Genomic DNA, 17,753 nt, shown 5'->3' with positions numbered 1-17,753 from the left:
GTGACCACCTGGCCGGCGCGGCCAGGACGGCGCGCGCCCCGACCCGTCGGCGCACCTGCACCACCAGCACCCCCGAGAGGCGGCACCCATGTACGACCCGCGGTCGCGGTACCTCGCCGACGCCGTCAGCACCGCCGGACCGGCGAAGCTGCTGACGATGCTCTACGACCGTCTGCTGCTCGACCTCGACCGGGGGGAGGCCGCGCTGCGGCTCGCCGACCGGGGCGCCGCCTCGCGCCACCTGTGCCACGCGCAGGACATCGTCACCGAGCTCATGGGCTCGCTGGACACCCGTGAGTGGGAGGGCGGCGCCCAGCTCATGTCGGTGTACGCCTTCGTCGTCGACGAGCTGGTGCAGGCCAACGTGCGCGCCGACGCCGACCGGGTGCGGCGCACCCGCGCCGTCGTGGCGCCGCTGGCGGCCGCGTGGCATGAGGCCGCGGCCATCATCGCGCGGGGGTCCGTCCCCGCCCAGCGGCCGGCGGCCGCGTCCGAGAGCACGCCGGACCGCGCGCCCAGCTCCGGTCTGCTCGGCGTCGGCTGACGTGGCCGCGCCGGGGAGCCCCGCCGACGGCGGCGGTGTCGAGGACCTCTGGCGGCAGCGCTGGGAGGCGGTGCTGGGCGAGCTCGAGACCGACGTGGAGACGGCCGAGCGGATCCTCGCGGAGGCGCACGCGGCACCGGCCGTCGTGCCCGGCGGCACACCGTCCGCAGGGCCCGCCGTGCCGACCGTCCACCAGGGCGCGAGCGCGTCCTGGGTGCCCCCGACGGGGCTGGGCCCCGTGCCCGCCAGCCTGCAGGTCCGCGCGCGGGCGCTGCTGGACCGCCAGCTCGACGTCGCCCGGCGCACCGCGGAGTCCATCGCGAGCGGACGTCGGCACGCCGCCGCCGCGGACGCGATGCGCGTGAGATCCGCGGCCGTTCCTGTCTACATCGACTCCGAGACCTGACGATAGGGATCCCCGACGGGCGCGTTCCGCCATCCGGGTGAACGCGTCCCCCGTCGGAGGGTGGGTGACGATGATCCGCGCGGTCGTCTTCGACATGGACGGCGTCCTCATCGACGCCAAGGAGTGGCACTACGAGGCGCTGAACCTCGCGCTCGCCGGGTTCGGCCTGAGCATCGGCCGCGAGGAGCACCTCGCGCACTACGACGGCCTGCCCACACGGACGAAGCTCGAGCGCCTCACGCGGTGCGCCGGGCTCCCGCGCTCCGCGCACGACGAGGTCGCCCGCCTCAAGCAGCTCCACACGGTCGAGCTGGTCCGCGCCCGCTGCGCGCCGCGCGCCGACCACCTGGCCCTCGTCACCGGCCTCGCGGCGCTCGGCTACCCGACGGCCGTGGCGTCCAACTCCGTCCGCGAGTCGGTCGACCTCATGCTCGGCCTGGCGGGGCTGCTGCCGCACCTCGCGTTCACCCTGTCGAGCTCCGACGTGGTCGCGCCCAAGCCCCACCCCGCCGTCTACCTCGAGGCCGTCCGCCGCCTCGCCCTGCGGCCCCAGGAGGTCCTGGTGGTGGAGGACAACGAGAACGGCATCGCCGCGGCCCGGGCCGCCGGCACCCACGTCCTCGTCGTCCGCACGGTCGACGACGTGAACCTGCCCGCGGTGCTCAGCCGGATCGCGCTGCTCGACGGCAGCGGCAGGTCCTCCAGGGCGCTGCCGGCGCTGCCGACCCAGCGCCCGCACGGCGCCGCCCGCACCAGCCCGTCCGTCCCCGGGCCGGCCGTCGCGGCCGCCCTCCCCTCCGAGAGGACCCCCGTCCGTGCCTGAGACCCCTCGCACCGTCGCCACGGCGGCCACCGCCGGTCGGCGCACCGTGCTCGACATCGGCGCCAACGTCGGCGACTTCGGCATCGAGCTCGCCCGCCGCAACCCCGACCACCTCGTCCTGTGCGTCGAGCCCGTGCCGGCGCTGGCGCGGCGCATCGTCGCGCGCGCCGCCCAGGAGGGGCTGACGAACGTCGTCGTCGAGCAGGTCGCGCTCGCCTCCGCGCCCGGCGACGACGTCGTCCTGCACGTGGCCGAGCAGGGCGACTGGGGCATCTCGAGCCTCCTCGAGCTCGACGCCGGCCGGATCGCCGCGGACGAGTACTGGGCCGGCCGGCCCGACCTGCGGTACACCTCCGAGGTCCGCGTGCGCGTCGAGCGGCTCGAGACGGTCCTGGAGCGGCACGGCGTCGGCGTCGTGGACTTCGTCAAGATCGACGTGCAGGGCCTGGACCTGGACGTGCTGGCCTCGGCCGGGGCGCGCGTGGCCGACCTGCGCGCCGGCATGCTCGAGGTGCCGACCGTGCCGGACCGCGGCGTGTACGCCGGCGAGGCGCAGGACCTGGGCCGGGCGCACCGGGTGCTCGACGAGCTCGGCCTGCGCGTGGCCGCCGTCAAGGCCAACGACGAGGCGATGAACGAGGTCAACGTCTACTTCACCGCCCCGGACGTCGACCTGGCCGAGGTCGAGCGCACCCTGGGGCTGCGCGGCGTGCACATGTACGACGGCAAGCACTTCTGGGCGGTCCCGTGCGCCAACGCCGAGGAGGCGCGGTCCGCGCAGCACCTCCTCGCCACCGCGGCGCACCTCGGGGAGCAGGTGCAGGGCGTGGTCGCCGAGCGTGACCGGCTCCGGGAGGGCCGCGCCGTCCTGCTCGACGAGATGCGGACCGTCGTCGCGGCGCTGCGCCGCGAGCTGGAGACCGCGCTTCGCACGGCCCGTGCCGAGCGCGCGCGGGCCGACGCCGCCGAGTCCGACCACGCGCTCCTCGTCGAGCAGCAGGTCTCGCTGCAGCGGCAGCGCCTGGACGTCGACCGGGGGCGCGAGGAGGCACTGGCGGCGTACGGCCGGCTCGAGCAGCAGGCCGAGGAGATGCTCGCCCTCGCGCAGCGGATGCGCACCGAGCGGGACACGGCGGTCGCGGAGCGTGACAGGGCGGTCGCGGAGCGTGACGCGGCCGTGGCGGAGCGGGACGCGGCGGTCGCCGTGCGGGACGCGGCGGTCGTCGAGCCGGTCCCGGCTGCCACTGCCGTCCCGGCTCCTCGCCGCCGGGCGACCACGCGCAGCGCGGGGACGGTGCCGGCATGACCGCGCTCGTGGGGGACCTCGTCGCCGACCTGCCCGACCTGCCCGGCGTCCCGGACCTGCCCGGCGTCCCGGACCTGCCCGCCCTGCCCGGCGGCGTGCCGGGCCACGTGCTCGCGGCCGCCCTGGCCGCGTGCCCGGCGGCGGAGCGGGTGCTGTGGGTCGGGCACGTGGCCCCCGGCGGCCTCGACGCCGACGCGGGCCCGCTGGACCCCGCCCGCGACCGCCGGCTCGACCCCGCCCGCCACCGGGGCTACGACGTCGCCGTGCTGCTCGAGGAGGACCTGGCGGCCGCGGGCTCGTGCTGGCCCCTCGTCGTCGACGAGCTGCTGCGCGCGCTGCGGCCGGACGGTGCGCTCGTGCTGCGGCTCTCGCGGGGACTCGTCGTGCACCGGCACGAGCTGGCGGGGATGCTGCACGCCCGCACGGGCGGACGCGTCCGCAGCCTCCTGCGCCAGCCGGTCCCCGGCCTCGGGGCCGAGGTGGACGTCCTGTCCGTCCCGCAGACGCCGGTCGAGGTGCCGCCCCTGGCCGTGAGCTTCGCGGTCATCACCGACGGGCGGCAGCCCGAGCGGGTCCGGGCGTTCGTCGAGAGCGTGCGCGCCGCGGAGGGCATGAGCACCGTCCCGTACGAGGTCCTCGTGTGCGGCCCGGCGGGCTGCGTCGACCACGTCACCAGCGAGGTGCTGGGCGACGTGCGCCTCGTCGAGCAGCCCGCGGAGCACACGGACCGCGGCTGGATCACCCGCAAGAAGAACCTCCTCGTGCAGGTCGCGCAGCACCCCCTCGTGCTCGTCGCCCACGACCGCTACACCGTCGCGCCGACGTTCCTGGCCGGCCTGGCCGCGTACGGCACGGACCTCGACCTCGTCGTGCCGCGGCAGACGACGACGGACGGCACGCGGTACCCCGACTGGACGGCCATCGGCTCGGACACGACGCTCTTCCCGAACGTCGAGATGCCGTACGACGGCTACTCCGCGCAGGTGTACGCCAACGGCGGGGTCGTGCTGGGCCGGACGGACGCGCTGCGCGCGACGCCGTGGAACGAGGCGCTGTTCTGGGACGAGGCGGAGGACGTCGAGCTCACGCGGCGGTTCCAGGCCCGGGGCCTCGTGCCGCGGCTGGCCCGCGCGGTGCAGGCGACGACCGTGGTGACGCGGCCGGCGCAGGTGGCCGCCTTCGAGCGGCGGCCGGCGGGGACCGAGGTCGACCTGCGTCCCGCGCCGCGCGCGCCGCTGGGGGAGGCCGTGCCCGTCCGGGCCGACGGCTCGGGGCTGCTCGTCGCACCCCCGGCCGTCCGCGGCCGGACCCGCGGGGGCGCGGTCGCGCTGGCGCAGCTCCTCACGGAGGTCAGCCTCACCCTGCCGGGCGAGGTGGCCGGGCTGCCGGGCCTGGAGCTGCTGCTGCGCCTGGGACCGGCGGCGGGCGCGGACTGCGTGGTCGCGGTCACCGTCAACACGGTCGACGTCCCCGTCCGCGACCTGTTCGTCTGGGACGACGTGCTGACCGTGCGGCTCACGCTGGGGCCGGACCTCGCGCAGGCGCACCACACCCTGCGCGTACGGATCCGCTCGACGGAGCCGCTCGTCGCCGACGAGCTCGAGGTCGTGCTGCTGCCCGGGGGCTGATCGCACGGGCAGTCGGGCGGCGGGCCCGGCGCGCGTCACGGTCGACCTGGCCGTGACGGGCGCCGGGCCCGCGCCGTTGCCGGGCCCGCGCCGTGTCCGGGCCCGCGCCGTCCCCGCGGCTGCGCCAGGTGCGTCCCCGGCGCCCGGTCGTGCGCCGGTCCGCGCTGGGCCGGACGGGTGGTGCGGGGCCCGCCGAGGACAGGTCACCCGAATGCCTAACCCTCCCGGGTGCGCGCGCCGATAGGGCACGTGAGCGAAGGATCGCTCGCAGCAGCACAGGCCATGGACCGGCCGAGATCCACCGCACCGACCCGTCGATGAGGGGTACTCCCGGCCATGGGCTTGTTCGACTCCGTCAGCTCCGTCGCGCTCGACAGCGCGCTGGACGGCCTGGCGCTCCGCCAGCGCGTCATCGCGGACAACATCGCGAACGTGCAGACCCCGGGCTACCACGCCCGCCGGGTGGCGTTCGAGGCCAGCCTCCGCACCGCCGTTGCCCACGGCTCGGGTGCCGTCACCGCCTCGGTGGCGCGCTCCCTGGAGCCCACGCGCGAGGACGGCAACAACGTCAACCTCGACACCGAGACGGTGTCGAACATCGACACGCAGCTGCGCTACCAGCTCGCGACCCAGGCCGCCGGCGGGCAGTTCACCGCCATCCGTGCCGCCATGCGGACCTCCTGATGGGCATCTTCGCGGCGATCGGCGTCGCCGGCACCGGCCTCACGGTGCACCGCAAGTGGCTCGACGCCGTGTCGGACAACATCGCCAACATCAACACCGTCACGGCGACGTCCGAGGAGGCGTTCCGCGCCCGCTACGTCGTGGCGCAGGAGATCACCTCCGGCGACGGCGGCGTGCAGGTGGCCGGTGCGCGCTTCGGCGACCCGGAGGGCCGGCTCGTGTACGAGCCCGACAACCCCCTCGCCGACGAGGGCGGGTACGTCCGCTACCCCGACATCGACCTCTCCAGCCAGATGACCCAGCTCATCATGGCCCAGCGCGGCTACCAGGCCAGCGCCGCCGTGATCGACCGGGCCAAGGAGCAGTACCAGGCAGCCCTGCAGATCGGACGCAGCTGATGAGCACGCCCCTGTCCGCGATCGGCGCCATCGGGGCCGTCGCCCCGGTCGCCCCCACCGGCTACCTCGACGGCCCGGACGTGACCGGCGCCGCCGGCGCGGCCGGCGTCCCCTCGACGAGCGGGGCCGGCTTCGCCTCCGTGCTCGGCTCCGTGGAGAGCCTGCAGGGCCTGCAGGCGACGTCGAACGACCTGGCCGTCAAGGCCGTCACCGGTGACCTCTCCGACGTGCACGACTACACGATCGCCTCGGCCCGCGCGGCCACCGCGCTCGAGCTCACCGCGGCCGTGCGCAACAAGGCCGTCGAGGCGTTCACCGAGATCCTGCGGATGCAGGCCTGATGGCCGCCGTGAAGTCCGTCCTCGGCCGCATGGGCGGGGCGGTGTCCCAGTTCTCGCTGGCCCAGCGCACGCTGGCGATCATCGGCGTCGCCGTGCTCGCGCTCGGCGGGTTCGCCGTCTACGGCTGGCTGTCCACGCCGACGATGGGGCCGCTGTTCAGCGGCGTCACGCCCGCGGACGCCAGCGCGATCACCGACCAGCTCACCGCCGACGGCGTGACCTACGAGCTGGCCGACGGCGGCACGACGATCCTCGTCCCCACCGACAAGATCTACGCGGAGCGCATCAAGGTCGCCGCGGCGGGCCTGCCCGCGGAGAGCGGCGGCGACGGGTACTCGCTCCTCGAGAGCATGCCCATGACGTCCTCGGACTTCCAGCAGAAGACGACGTACCAGCGCGCGCTGCAGGGCGAGCTCGCCAAGACGATCGAGGCCATGTCCGGCGTGGAGACGGCGTCCGTGAAGCTCGCCATCCCCGAGGAGACGGTGTTCGCCTCGACGAAGGCCGACCCGACGGCGTCCGTCTTCGTCCGCACCCGCGCCGGCGCGGAGCTGACCGACGACCAGGTGCAGGCGATCGTCCACCTCGTCTCCGCCGGCATCGAGGGCATGGAGCCGACGGACGTCGCGGTCGTCGACGCGGGCGGCAAGGTGCTCTCGGCGATCGGCACGGGCGTGACGGGCTCGTCGTCGGACCAGGCGTCGGACTACGAGACGAAGGTCGCCGCGAACCTGCAGTCCCTGCTCGACCAGGTGCTCGGCGCCGGCAAGTCGGCGGTGACCGTCACGGCCGAGGTCGACTCCTCGAACTCGGAGACCACGACGGAGACCTTCACCCAGACGCCGGACGTGGGGCCGCTGGCCTCGTCGACGACGAACGAGACCTACACGGGCACGGGCGGCGCCGGCGCCACGGGCGTCCTGGGGCCGGACAACATCGCGGTCCCGGGCGGCGACGGCACGACCGGCACCGGCGACTACTCCAACGTCACGGAGGACGTCCAGAACGCCATCAACAAGACGACGGAGACCACCTCGACGCCCGCCGGCGCCGTGGCGCGGCAGTCCGTCGCGGTGGCGGTCGACTCCACGGTCGCGGCCGGGATCGACATGGCCCAGCTCCAGACGACGCTGGCCGCCGCGGCGGGCATCGACGCGGCCCGCGGGGACACCCTCGCGGTGCAGCAGCTGCCCTTCGACACCACGGCCGCCGCCGCCGCGCAGGAGGCGCTGGCCGCCGCCGACGAGGCCGCCGCCGCGGAGGCGCAGAAGACCCTCATCACGCAGGCCGCCGCCGGCGGGCTCGTGCTCCTGCTCGTCATCGGCTTCGTCATCGCCGGCGCGCGCCGCTCGAAGAAGGCCCGCCGCGAGGCGCTGGACCTCGGCGAGCTCGCCGCCCGCCAGGACGCCGAGCGCGCCGCGCTCGAGGCCCTGGACGCCAGCGAGGTCCGCGCCATCGGCAGCGGCGCGGACGACGAGGACGACCCCGCGCGCCGCCGCCGCGAGGAGATCAGCGCCATGGCCGACGAGAACCCGGCCGAGATGGCCGAGCTCCTCCGCGGCTGGCTGTCCGAGCCGGGGGCCCGGCGATGAGCGCGGTGGCGACCCTGACCGGTCCGCAGAAGGCCGCGATGCTCCTGCTGCAGCTCGGCAAGGAGCGCGCCGGCAAGGTCATGGCGCGGATGGAGCTCGCGGAGATCGAGGAGCTGACGGCGGAGATCCTGCGCCTGCAGCACGTCGACCAGGCGCTCGCGGACCAGGTGCTCGAGGAGTTCTACGACGTCACCGCCGCCGGCCCGGGCATCGGCGGCGGCGTGGGCCTCGCGCAGCACCTGCTCGAGGCGTCCCTCGGCCGGGACCAGGCCGCGGACGTGCTCCAGCGCCTGCAGGCCACGCTCGCGCCGCAGCCGTTCGAGTTCCTCCAGCAGGCCGACGCCCGTCAGGTGCTGTCCCTGCTCGACGGGGAGCACCCGCAGACGGTCGCGCTCGTGCTCGCGCACCTGCGCCCGGAGATGGCCTCGGGCGTGCTGGGCGCGCTCGACGCCGACATGCAGGCGGAGGTGGCGCACCGCATCGCGCTCATGGAACGGGCGATGCCGGACGTCGTCGCGACGATCGCCGAGGTGCTGCAGCGCAAGGCATCGGCCGTGCTCACGCCCAAGGAGATGGCGGCGGTCGGCGGCGTGCAGCCCCTCGTCGAGATCATCAACCGGGCCGGGCCCAGCGCCGAGAAGATCATCCTCGAGGGCCTGCGCAACCGCGACGAGGGCCTGGCCGAGCAGGTGCGCAGCCTCATGTTCGTCTTCGCGGACATCACGCTGCTCGACGACCGCGCCATGCAGCTCGTGCTGCGGCAGGTCGAGACGTCCTCGCTGTCCGTCGCCCTCAAGGGCACGTCGGACGAGGTGCGGGACAAGGTCCTGCGCAACCTGTCCGAGCGGGCGCGCGAGAACCTGCTGGAGGAGATCGAGCTGCTCGGCCCGACGCGCCTGTCGCAGGTCGAGGAGGCCCGGGCCGGCGTGGTCCAGGCCATCCGAGGCCTGGAGGAGAGCGGGCAGATCGTGATCAGCCGCGAGGGGGACGACGAGTATGTCTGACCGACCGTTCGTCGCGACGGTGCCGGTGCCCGCGCCCGCCGGGGCGTCCACCGTCCCGCAGCAGGCCGGTGCACCGGAGCCGGAGCGGGCCGGGGGAGCGGCGGGGACTTTCGGGACGCCCGTCGCCGAGGCCGCCGCGGTCGCCACCGCCGGCGCAGCCCCCGGCGCCGCGCCGGCGAAGCCCTTCCGGCACGTGCCCGTCACCCCGGTCGCGCCCGTCGACGCCGGCTCCCGGGCCGAGGGCTTCGCGGCGGGGTACGCGGCCGGGGCCCGCGAGGCGGCGCGCGTCGCCGCGTCGGAGACCGAGCTGGCCCGTGCGCGGGCGGCGCAGCGCGAGGCGCTGCGCGACGAGGCCGTGCAGGCGGCGCTGGCCGTCCTGCACCGCGCCGCTGCTGCCGCGCAGGGGGCGGCCGCACCGGTGCTGGCGTCGGCGGAGGACGGGCTCCTCGGCGCCGCCGTCGAGCTCGCGCAGGCCGTGCTCGGCCGTGAGCTCGACGACGCGGAGCACTCCGCCCGGGCCGCGCTCGCGCGCGTGCTCGACCACCCGCAGCGGCCGGCCGAGGTGCTCGTGCGCCTGCACCCGCGGGACGTCGCGGCGCTGGAGGCCGTCGGGGCCGTGCCGGCGGACGCCGGGGTGACGGTCGTCGCGGACCCCTCGCTGCAGCCCGGCGACGCCGTCGGCCAGCACGCCGACGGGCTGCTGGACGCGCGCATCGAGCAGGGCCTCGCGCGGGCGCTGGCCGCGCTGCGCGGGGAGGACCTGTCGTGACCCCGGTCGTCCCGGGGCCGCTGGCCGAGCTCGTGGCCGCGGCGCAGGCGGCGGCCCCGGCCGCCCGCGTGCCCGCCGCGCCCGGCGTCCTGCCGACGCCGGCCGGCCCGCTCGCCGGCCTCGCCTCCGGACCGGCCGACGGGGAGCCCGCGGCCGGCGCGGCGCTGCTCGGGACGCTGCCCGCCACCACCCGTCCCGCGGTCGCGCTGCGTCCGCTGCCGCTGCCCCCCGTCGCGACGCGCGCCCGCTGGGCGCGTGCCGTCACCGCCGCCGGCCCCGAGCTGACGGGCACCGTCCGCAGCGCGGTCGGGCTCGGCATCGAGGTGGCCGGGACGGGTGCGGCGGTGGGCGAGGTCGTCGTCGTGGGGGAGGGGACCGACGCCGTGCAGGCCGAGGTCGTCGCCACCACGGGGACCCTCGCGCGCTGCATGCCGCTCGGCACGGTGCACGGCCTGCGCGCCGGCACGCCCGCGCGGGCGACCGGCCGGTCGCTGCGGGCGCCCGTCGGCCCCGGGCTGCTGGGCCGCGTGCTCGACGGGCTCGGCCGGCCGATCGACGGCAAGGGCCCGCTGCGCGCGGAGGCCTGGCTACCCGTGGAGGGCGACGCGCCGCACCCGCTGGAGCGCGCGCGGGTCGACACGCCCCTCGAGCTCGGCGTGCGGGTGCTCGACACCCTCGTCACGGTCGGCCGCGGGCAGCGCCTCGGCCTGTTCGCCGGTTCGGGCGTCGGCAAGTCGTCGCTGCTGTCGATGATCGCGCGCGGCACCGACGCCGAGGTGTCGGTCATCGCCCTCGTCGGCGAGCGCGGGCGCGAGGTCCGCGAGTTCCTCGAGGACGACCTCGGCCCCGAGGGCCTGGCCCGATCGGTCGTCGTCGTCGCCACGTCCGACGAGCCGCCGCTGGTCCGCCTGCGGTCCGCGTTCGTCGCCACCCGCATCGCCGAGTCGCTGCGCGACCAGGGGCGCCACGCGGTGCTCATGATGGACTCGCTCACGCGCGTGGCCATGGCCCAGCGCGAGATCGGGCTGTCCGTCGGCGAGCCGCCGGCGACTCGCGGCTACCCGCCGAGCACGTTCGCCCTGCTGGCGCGGCTGCTCGAGCGCGCCGGCACGGGTGCCACGGGATCCGTCACCGGCCTCTACACGGTCCTCGTCGACGGCGACGACCACAACGAGCCCATCGCCGACGCCGCGCGGTCGATCCTCGACGGGCACGTCGTGCTCGACCGCCGCCTCGCGACCTCCGGGCACTTCCCGAGCGTCGACGCGCTGGGGTCGATCAGCCGCGTCGCGTCCCGCGTGACGACGCCGCAGCAGCGCGAGGTCGCCCGCCGGCTGCGCGCCGTCATGGCCGCCCGGCGCCAGGCGCAGGACCTGCTCGACGTGGGCGCGTACGCCGCGGGGTCGAACCCGCTCGTCGACGCGGCCGTGCAGCACGGCGCCGCGATCGACGCGTTCCTCCAGCAGCGGATGGACGAGCGCGCGCCCGCCGCCGACTCGTGGGGGCGCCTCGGCGCCCTGGCCGCCGCGCTCGGGGAGCTGTGATGGCCGCGCGCACGTTCTCCCTCGCCGGGCTGCTGCGGCTGCGCGGCATGGCCGAGGACCGGGCCGCGGGGCGGCTCGCGCAGACCCGCGCCGTGCGCGGGGCGGCGGCGACGCAGCTCGCGAGGGCCGAGTCCGACCTCGCCGCGTCCGGCATGCCCGACGGCGCCGACGTGCGGCTGTGGCAGGCGGGGGTCGCCGGGCGGGCCGCGCTGGGCGCGCTGCTCGGGGAGCGCCGGGTGCAGCTGGTCGCGGCCGACGACGAGGTCGCCGTCGCCCAGGAGGCATGGACGCTGGCACGCCGCGAGACGCGGGCCGTGGAGCGGCTGGCGGAGCGGCACGCGGAGCAGGTGCGCGCCGAGGACCTGCGCGCGGAGCAGCTCGTGCTCGACGAGATCGCCGGCCGGGCGCCGGCCGGTGGCGGGACCGACCGTGATGACGACAGGAGGACACCGTGAGCAGCACGACCGTGCCCCTCGTGCGCGGCGGCGCACCCGCCGGGGCCACCGCCGATCGCGGCCGTCCCGACGCGGCCGCGTCGGCGCGCGCCGACGTGTTCGCCGACCTGCTGGGCGCCGCTGCGGAGGACCGCGGCACGGTCCGGGGGACCGGTCGCGCCGGCACGGGTCGTCGACCGTCCCCGGTGGACCCGGCGGACGTCGGCGCCGGTCCGCGGCGCGCGTCGACCGCGCGGCTCGACGAGGGCCGCGCGCACCGCGGCCCTGCCGGGACGGACGGGCGCGGCGACGAGGTCCGCGGCCGGGCCGGGCGTCCCGCCGAGCGCTCTGCCGGTCGCAGCACGGACCGCACCACGGAGCGCACCACGGACCGCACCACGGACCGCACCTCCGACCGTGTCTCCGACAGCGCTCCCGACCGCGCTCCCGATCGCGCTCCCGATCGGGTCTCCGACCGGTGTGACCCGGCCGGGCCCGGCACCGGGCAGGACGTGACGACTGCCCCCACCCACCACCGCCCCGCCCACGACCGCCCTGCCCACGACCGCCCCAGCCCCGAGGACCGCCCCTCGGGTCCCGGCTCCGGCGGCACCGGCGGCTCGGCCGGCTCGCCCGGCGCGGGGACCGGTGCTGACGCCGGGGTCGCCGCCGACGGTGCCGCCGGTCGGGGCGGCACGGCGTCCGTCGACCACCCCGTCGACGGCACGGCTGCGGCCGGTGCGCTCGTCGCCGGTGCGGGCGACCCCGCCGGCGCGAGCACGGCCGCCCTCACGACGACCGGCGCGGCGGCCGTCGCCGCAGCGGCCGGTGGTGCCACGGGTGCGACCGGGACGACCGCGCCCGGCGCCGCCGCGTCGGCCACCACGGCGACCACCGCGTCGGCCGTCCTGCCGAGCCCTTCGACCACCGCCTCGACCACCACCTCGACCGCCGGTGCCGGTGCGGCTGCCACGGCGACCGCCGGGGCCTCGGCCGGCGGGGCCGCGGCGACCACGGCGGACACGTCCCCTTCCGGCGTCGCTGCGACCGGCACCGCCGCGGAGGGCACCGCCGCGTCCGGCACCGCGTCCGGCACCGCCTCCGGCACAGCGTCCGGCACAGCGTCCGGCTCGAGCGCCGCCACGGCCACGGCGGGCGGCGTGACCGCCGCCGGGACGGGGACCGACACCGGCCGTGACGACCCGGCCGGTCGCGGCGCCGAGGGCTCGGGCGCCGCAGGGCAGGGGAGCGCCGCCGGCGGTCCCGCCGCGGGCTCCCCGACCGCCACCCACGCCGCCCATGCCGCCGCCGCGACCGCCACGGGCGGACCGGGGACGGGCGTCGTGCCGGCCGGCACCGGCCTCGGCGGGCCCGCCCCCCTCGGCGGCGTGAGCACCGCGGGCGCGGGGCCGACGACCGGACCGGGCACCGGCACGGCCGGCGCGCAGGCAGGTGGCGTCGCCACGGACGCGGGACGTGCGGCCTTCGACCTCGTGGCGCAGGCCGTCGGCGCCGGGGCGGGCGCCCCGGGCACCTCGGGGGCGACCTCCGCCACCACTGCCGCGGCCGCTCCCGCGACCCCCGTGCCGGCCCACCCGGGCGCGGCGGGGACCGCCCTGCCCGTGGCCGAGCAGCTCGGCGCGCGGCTCGCGCACGTCGGCGGGCTGGGCAACGGCACGCACGTGCTGACCGTGCCGCTCGACCCGATCAGCCTCGGGGAGGCGCGCATCGTCGCCCACATCGGACCCGAGGGGGTGCGGATCGAGCTCTTCGGGGCGTCGGACGCGACCCGCGACGCGTTGCGCCAGTCCTTGAACGACCTGCGTCGTGACCTCGGGCAGAGCGGCCTGCGTGCCGATGTGGACCTGGGTGCCGGCAGCGGCCGCACCGGGACCGAGGGCTCGAGCGGCCAGGGGACCGGTGCGGGCGACGGGCGCGGCACCTCCGCGGGTGACCTCGCGGCCGCGCGTGCGGGTCGCGCCGGCCACGGGGGCCGCGCGGTGGACGGCCCGGGCACCGCCGAGGGCCCGACGGGCCGCCGGTCCCTCGTCGGGCCCGGCGGCGGGCTGGAGGTGGACCTGTGAGCGCACGCGTCGCGGTCCGCGACCCCCGTCCCGTCCCGTCCCGCCCGTGCACCCGGCCCGCCGAGAACCCCCTCACCAGGAGGAGCGCATGACCACCGAGATCTCCGTCTCGTCGCTGACGGCCCCGCGCACGGCCGCGGCCGCCGGCCCGACGGGCTCGTCGGGCACGAGCAGGGCCGACAACGGGACGCTGGACAAGCAGGCGTTCCTCGAGCTGCTCGTCGCGCAGCTGAAGAACCAGGACCCGAGCAGCCCCATGGACTCCTCGAACCTCATGACCCAGACCACGCAGCTGTCGAGCATGGAGAGCCTCGAGGCCCTCCGGAAGACCAGCACCGAGCAGTACGCGCTGCAGATGCGCATGGCGGGCGCCTCGCTCGTCGGGCGCCAGGTGAGCTGGACCGCCGCGGACGGCACCACGACGAGCGGGCTGGTCTCCGCCGTCTCCTACAGCGCGGGCACGCCGAAGGTCACCGTCGGCACCGCCACCCTCGGCCTCGACGAGGTCACGACCGTCACCACCGCCACGACGGCCTGACCGCCGCCCGAGCCTGCACCGACCCGGCCGCCGACGCGCACGCCCCGCGCGGCACGGCGGCCACCACCCGAAGGGACCCACCCATGCTCCGCTCGCTCTTCTCCGGCATCTCCGGCCTGCGCGCCCACCAGACGATGCTCGACGTCACCGGCAACAACATCGCCAACGTCAACACGACGGGCTTCAAGTCCTCGCAGACGGCGTTCCAGGACACGCTCAGCCAGATGGTCAAGTCCGGGGCCGCGGCGCAGGACGGCATCGGCGGCTCCAACCCGGCGCAGGTCGGCCTCGGCGTGAAGCTGGCCGGCATCAGCACGAGCTTCACGCAGGGCTCGTCGCAGCTCACCGGCAAGAGCACCGACATGATGATCCAGGGCGACGGGTTCTTCGTCGTCAGCAAGGGCGGCACGGACTTCTTCACGCGCGCCGGCAACTTCGACTTCGACTCGACCGGGCAGATGGTCCTGCCGGGCGAGGGCGCGAAGGTCCAGGGCTGGATGGCCGTGAACGGGGTCGTCGACACCAACGCCCCGCTGTCGGACCTCAAGGTGCCGGTCGGCACGCTCATGCAGGCCAAGGCCACGCAGAACGCGGCGCTGGCCGGCAACCTGCCCGCCGACGCGACCGTGGGGACGCTCATCGAGCGCACCACGAAGGCCTACGACACCGAGGGCAACGAGCGCACGCTGACCCTCGGCTTCACGCGGACCGCGGCCGGCTGGGACCTCGTCGCCAGCGACGGCACCGCGACCTCCCCCACGACGAGCCTGGCGTTCACGGACGGCGAGCTGACGACGACCGCGCCGATCACGCTGGGCTCGACGACGCCCGTGACCGTCGCGGTCACCGGGCTGACGTCGTTCGCGGGTGTCACGTCGGTGGCCGTCGCGAGCCAGGACGGCTACGACGCGGGCGAGCTGCAGGCCTTCAGCCTCGGCGCCGACGGCACGATCACCGGCACCTTCAGCAACAGCCTCAAGCAGGTCATCGGCCGCATGGCGATGAGCAGCTTCACCAACCCGGGCGGCCTCGAGAAGGCCGGCGGCTCGCTGTTCGCCACGACCGCCAACTCCGGCGCCGCGCAGATCGGCACCGCCGGCACCGGCGGCCGCGGCACGCTCACGGGCGGCGCGCTCGAGATGTCGAACGTGGACCTCTCCAGCGAGTTCACCTCGCTCATCGTCGCCCAGCGCGGCTTCCAGGCGAACTCCCGCGTCATCACCACGTCCGACGACGTGCTGCAGGAGCTCATCAACCTCAAGCGGTGACGTCGCGCGCGCGGCCCGCCGCCCGGTGACCCCGGGGGCGGGCCGCGCGGCGTCGAGGGGGGCGCCGTCGTCGGCCCGGGGGTCGACGACGGCGCCTCCGCACCCGCTCGTCCGGCCACGCGCACGACGGCCGGCGGGTGGTCGGGACAGGAGGTCGGCGGCGGACGGTCGGCACACGCGCGCGGGGCACCAGGCGGTCTGGACACGGCACGGCAGGGCACGGCAGAGCACGGCAGAGCACGGCAGGGCACGGCAGGGCACGGGAGGACGGGGCGGCATGAGCGGCATCGAGGCGATCGCGGGGCGGCTGGCGGAGATCCGGTCGTTGATGGCCGCGCCTCCCGTGACGGTGCCGACGGCGGCGACGAGCGCCTCGTCGTGGGGCACCTCGACAGGATCCGCGGCGTTCGCCGGCGAGCTCGCCGCTGCGCTCGGCGGCACGACGAGCGCGTCGTCCGGCGGGTCGACGGGGTCGACGGCCTCCCTCGCGGGTCTCGCCGGGGTCGTGCCCGGCGGCGGCGCCACCACGACGGCCGGCGCGGGGCTGGGCGACATCGCCTGGTCCAGCTCCGTCACCCGCCTCGGGGGCGGCAAGGTGCCGGCGGCGCTGGCGGCGTACGGCAACGGCAAGATCCCGGAGTCGGCGCTGGCGGGCGTCGGCAGCACCGGGCACCGGCTCTGGGCGCCGGCGGCCCAGCGCCTCGAGCAGCTCCTCGCCGCCGCGAAGGCCGACGGCGTGGGCATCGGCATCACCGACTCCTACCGCTCCTACGCCGCGCAGGTCGACGTCGCGAACCGCAAGGGCCTGTACTCGCAGGGCGGCCTCGCCGCCGCGCCGGGCACGAGCGACCACGGGTGGGGCATGGCCGTCGACCTCGACCTGGACGCGAAGGCGCAGGCGTGGATGCAGCAGAACGCGGGCCGGTACGGCTTCGTCGCCGACACCCCGCGCGAGTCGTGGCACTGGTCCTTCCAGCCCTGACGGCGGCTCGCGGCACGGTGCCGGCAGGGTGGTAGCGCTCGGGGTCCTCCGCGTCGTGCTTCCCTCGCGCGTGGAGGCTCTCGCGCCCGTGCTCCCGTTCCTGCCGGTCTCGACGTGCCTGCGGGTCCGACGTCGTCGTCGGCCGTGCTCGCGGTCCTTCCCGTGGACTGCCCGCGAGCCGCGAGCCGCGAGCCCCGAGCCGCGAGCCGCGAGCCGCGAGCCGCGAGCCGCGAGCCGCGAGCCGCGAGCCCCGAGCCGCGCGTCGTCGTCCGGTCGCGCGTCGGTTCCCGCGGCGCTGCCGGGCGCACTCCCGAGCGCGTCGTCGCCCGTGGCGCCGGCGGTCCTTCGTGCTCGTCCGCGTCCGGGGCGGTGCCGATCGTCCGGTCGCTGCCCGCCGCACACCGACGGGCTGGGCGACGCCGCTGACGGCTGGTGCCCTGCTCGGCGTGAGCTCACGTCGACTCCTCCGCGGCCTCTGCGCTCGCGCCCGTCCCGGCCGCGCTGAGCCGGCCAGGCATGGGCAACCGCTCGAGCGACCTCCAGGGCGAGCCCCTGCCATTCTGCGTCGACGTCCAGGCGCGCCTCTTCTGTGGATGAAGGCATAAGAATGAGGGCTGTGGACGGCTCGGCGCATTCTTCCCTCTTTCGGGCGAACTTTTCGACGCATGGCCGCGGGGGGTGAGATACCGGGTCGTGCGATGTGGTGCCCGAGCCGCATCCCCACTGGTCAGCGGCTTGATGGGCGCGCCTTCCCTTGTTCGTCCCGGTCCTGGGCGTTGTTCCCGGCGCGGTGTCGTGTCGGTGGTGCCTGGCATTGTCGTCTTCGTCGTCGAGGGCGGTGGAAATTGTCGGGACGGGGGTGAGTGGGATTGAGCAGGGTGGTGGGGGTGGGGTCGGCGTTGGCGGCTGTGCAGGTGGCGGTCGATGCGGTGGCGGCGGTGTTGGCGGCGGCGGGTCCGGGTGGTCGGCCTGTGGAGGGGCAGGGCGCGGTGGAGGCGGTGGCCGCGGCGTTGCGGTTGGCGGGGCGGTTGGAGGCGGTGGCGGCGGCGTTGTTGCCGGTGGTGGAGGCTGACGGGTTGTGGGCGGTGGGCGGTGCCCGGTCGTTGGCGGGGTGGGTCGGTGAGGTGGGGCGGGTGCCGCATGCGCGGGCGGCGGCGTTGGTGCGTACCGGGCGGGTCTGGCAGGAGGTGGTGCCGGCCACGGGGCGTGCGGCGGTGGCCGGGGACATCGGCGTGGAGGCGGCGCGGGTGATCGCCTCGGCGGCCACGACACCGGCGCGGGTGGCCGCGTTGCAGGAGGCGGGGTCGGTGGCGGGGGAGGGGTTCTTGCTGGCGCAGGCGCGGGTGCAGCCGGTGGGGTCGTTCCGGCGGTTGGTCTCGCGGTGGTCGGCGGCGGCGGACCCGGAGGC

Annotated in this window: 18 protein-coding genes; all 18 read left to right on the top strand. The window is 76.6% G+C overall.

Annotated elements, in window-relative coordinates; genetic code table 11:
• Window positions 1–88 precede the first annotated feature (88 nt).
• Window positions 89–544, top strand: a complete 456-nt coding sequence (fliS, locus tag BM048_RS04175; protein ID WP_090031022.1) for a flagellar export chaperone FliS — start codon at window positions 89–91, stop codon at window positions 542–544.
• Between the two features lies 1 nt (window position 545).
• The gene (locus BM048_RS04170; RefSeq protein WP_090031021.1) at window positions 546–950 is read left to right on the top strand and encodes a hypothetical protein; all 405 of its coding nucleotides are present in this window, start codon (window positions 546–548) and stop codon (window positions 948–950) included.
• Between the two features lie 70 nt (window positions 951–1,020).
• Window positions 1,021–1,773 carry an HAD family hydrolase gene (locus tag BM048_RS04165; RefSeq protein ID WP_090031269.1) on the top strand — a complete coding sequence of 251 codons (753 nt, stop codon included), beginning with the start codon at window positions 1,021–1,023 and terminating at the stop codon, window positions 1,771–1,773.
• A complete protein-coding gene (locus BM048_RS04160; protein ID WP_090031020.1) occupies window positions 1,766–3,079 on the top strand; it encodes an FkbM family methyltransferase in 1,314 nt (437 codons plus the stop codon). Before BM048_RS04165 ends, BM048_RS04160 begins: the two co-directional genes overlap by 8 nt.
• Window positions 3,076–4,707, top strand: a complete 1,632-nt coding sequence (locus BM048_RS04155; RefSeq protein WP_090031019.1) for a glycosyltransferase family protein — start codon at window positions 3,076–3,078, stop codon at window positions 4,705–4,707. Before BM048_RS04160 ends, BM048_RS04155 begins: the two co-directional genes overlap by 4 nt.
• 342 nt (window positions 4,708–5,049) lie before the next feature.
• A complete protein-coding gene (locus BM048_RS04150) occupies window positions 5,050–5,391 on the top strand; it encodes a flagellar basal body rod protein FlgB (RefSeq protein ID WP_090031267.1) in 342 nt (113 codons plus the stop codon).
• Entirely contained in the window at window positions 5,391–5,789 is a 399-nt protein-coding gene (locus BM048_RS04145) for a flagellar basal body rod protein FlgC (protein WP_090031018.1), read from the top strand. Before BM048_RS04150 ends, BM048_RS04145 begins: the two co-directional genes overlap by 1 nt.
• On the top strand, window positions 5,789–6,130 hold the full coding sequence (fliE, locus tag BM048_RS04140; protein WP_090031017.1) for a flagellar hook-basal body complex protein FliE: 342 nt from the start codon (window positions 5,789–5,791) through the stop codon (window positions 6,128–6,130). Before BM048_RS04145 ends, fliE begins: the two co-directional genes overlap by 1 nt.
• Window positions 6,130–7,722, top strand: coding sequence for a flagellar basal-body MS-ring/collar protein FliF (fliF, locus tag BM048_RS04135; RefSeq protein WP_090031016.1), 1,593 nt, complete (start codon window positions 6,130–6,132; stop codon window positions 7,720–7,722). The genes fliE and fliF overlap by 1 nt, the downstream gene beginning before the upstream one ends.
• On the top strand, window positions 7,719–8,726 hold the full coding sequence (fliG, locus tag BM048_RS04130; RefSeq protein WP_090031015.1) for a flagellar motor switch protein FliG: 1,008 nt from the start codon (window positions 7,719–7,721) through the stop codon (window positions 8,724–8,726). The genes fliF and fliG overlap by 4 nt, the downstream gene beginning before the upstream one ends.
• Window positions 8,719–9,495 carry a FliH/SctL family protein gene (locus BM048_RS04125; protein ID WP_090031014.1) on the top strand — a complete coding sequence of 259 codons (777 nt, stop codon included), beginning with the start codon at window positions 8,719–8,721 and terminating at the stop codon, window positions 9,493–9,495. Before fliG ends, BM048_RS04125 begins: the two co-directional genes overlap by 8 nt.
• 221 nt (window positions 9,496–9,716) lie before the next feature.
• Window positions 9,717–11,039 carry a FliI/YscN family ATPase gene (locus BM048_RS04120; RefSeq protein WP_090031266.1) on the top strand — a complete coding sequence of 441 codons (1,323 nt, stop codon included), beginning with the start codon at window positions 9,717–9,719 and terminating at the stop codon, window positions 11,037–11,039.
• Entirely contained in the window at window positions 11,039–11,494 is a 456-nt protein-coding gene (locus BM048_RS04115) for a flagellar export protein FliJ (RefSeq protein ID WP_090031013.1), read from the top strand. The genes BM048_RS04120 and BM048_RS04115 overlap by 1 nt, the downstream gene beginning before the upstream one ends.
• Window positions 11,491–13,557 (top strand): flagellar hook-length control protein FliK, encoded by a 2,067-nt coding sequence (locus BM048_RS18050; protein ID WP_090031012.1) that lies wholly within the window; start codon window positions 11,491–11,493, stop codon window positions 13,555–13,557. The genes BM048_RS04115 and BM048_RS18050 overlap by 4 nt, the downstream gene beginning before the upstream one ends.
• A gap of 88 nt (window positions 13,558–13,645) precedes the next feature.
• Window positions 13,646–14,095 (top strand): flagellar hook assembly protein FlgD, encoded by a 450-nt coding sequence (locus tag BM048_RS04105; RefSeq protein ID WP_090031011.1) that lies wholly within the window; start codon window positions 13,646–13,648, stop codon window positions 14,093–14,095.
• A gap of 83 nt (window positions 14,096–14,178) precedes the next feature.
• Complete coding sequence (locus BM048_RS04100; RefSeq protein ID WP_090031010.1) at window positions 14,179–15,363, top strand: flagellar hook protein FlgE; 1,185 nt, start codon at window positions 14,179–14,181, stop codon at window positions 15,361–15,363.
• A 277-nt stretch (window positions 15,364–15,640) separates the two neighbouring features.
• The gene (locus BM048_RS04095; protein ID WP_090031009.1) at window positions 15,641–16,345 is read left to right on the top strand and encodes a M15 family metallopeptidase; all 705 of its coding nucleotides are present in this window, start codon (window positions 15,641–15,643) and stop codon (window positions 16,343–16,345) included.
• A 914-nt stretch (window positions 16,346–17,259) separates the two neighbouring features.
• On the top strand, window positions 17,260–17,753 hold a 494-nt coding region (locus BM048_RS04090; protein ID WP_175499261.1), incomplete at its 3' end, for a DUF222 domain-containing protein.

This window comes from Cellulomonas marina (assembly GCF_900111925.1).
Classification (GTDB): domain Bacteria; phylum Actinomycetota; class Actinomycetes; order Actinomycetales; family Cellulomonadaceae; genus Cellulomonas; species Cellulomonas marina.
Note: the sequence above shows the minus strand (reverse complement) of the source record. Positions and strands in the feature narration are given on the sequence as shown.

Bases quoted from the DNA above. Each gene is read 5' to 3' on its own strand.
- fliS (WP_090031022.1), top strand. From the start codon at position 89: ATGTACGACCCGCGGTCGCGGTACCTCGCCGACGCCGTCAGCACCGCC.
- BM048_RS04165 (WP_090031269.1), top strand. From the start codon at position 1,021: ATGATCCGCGCGGTCGTCTTCGACATGGACGGCGTCCTCATCGACGCC.
- BM048_RS04155 (WP_090031019.1), top strand. From the start codon at position 3,076: ATGACCGCGCTCGTGGGGGACCTCGTCGCCGACCTGCCCGACCTGCCC.
- BM048_RS04145 (WP_090031018.1), top strand. From the start codon at position 5,391: ATGGGCATCTTCGCGGCGATCGGCGTCGCCGGCACCGGCCTCACGGTG.
- fliE (WP_090031017.1), top strand. From the start codon at position 5,789: ATGAGCACGCCCCTGTCCGCGATCGGCGCCATCGGGGCCGTCGCCCCG.
- fliF (WP_090031016.1), top strand. From the start codon at position 6,130: ATGGCCGCCGTGAAGTCCGTCCTCGGCCGCATGGGCGGGGCGGTGTCC.
- fliG (WP_090031015.1), top strand. From the start codon at position 7,719: ATGAGCGCGGTGGCGACCCTGACCGGTCCGCAGAAGGCCGCGATGCTC.
- BM048_RS04125 (WP_090031014.1), top strand. From the start codon at position 8,719: ATGTCTGACCGACCGTTCGTCGCGACGGTGCCGGTGCCCGCGCCCGCC.
- BM048_RS04115 (WP_090031013.1), top strand. From the start codon at position 11,039: ATGGCCGCGCGCACGTTCTCCCTCGCCGGGCTGCTGCGGCTGCGCGGC.
- BM048_RS04105 (WP_090031011.1), top strand. From the start codon at position 13,646: ATGACCACCGAGATCTCCGTCTCGTCGCTGACGGCCCCGCGCACGGCC.
- BM048_RS04100 (WP_090031010.1), top strand. From the start codon at position 14,179: ATGCTCCGCTCGCTCTTCTCCGGCATCTCCGGCCTGCGCGCCCACCAG.
- BM048_RS04095 (WP_090031009.1), top strand. From the start codon at position 15,641: ATGAGCGGCATCGAGGCGATCGCGGGGCGGCTGGCGGAGATCCGGTCG.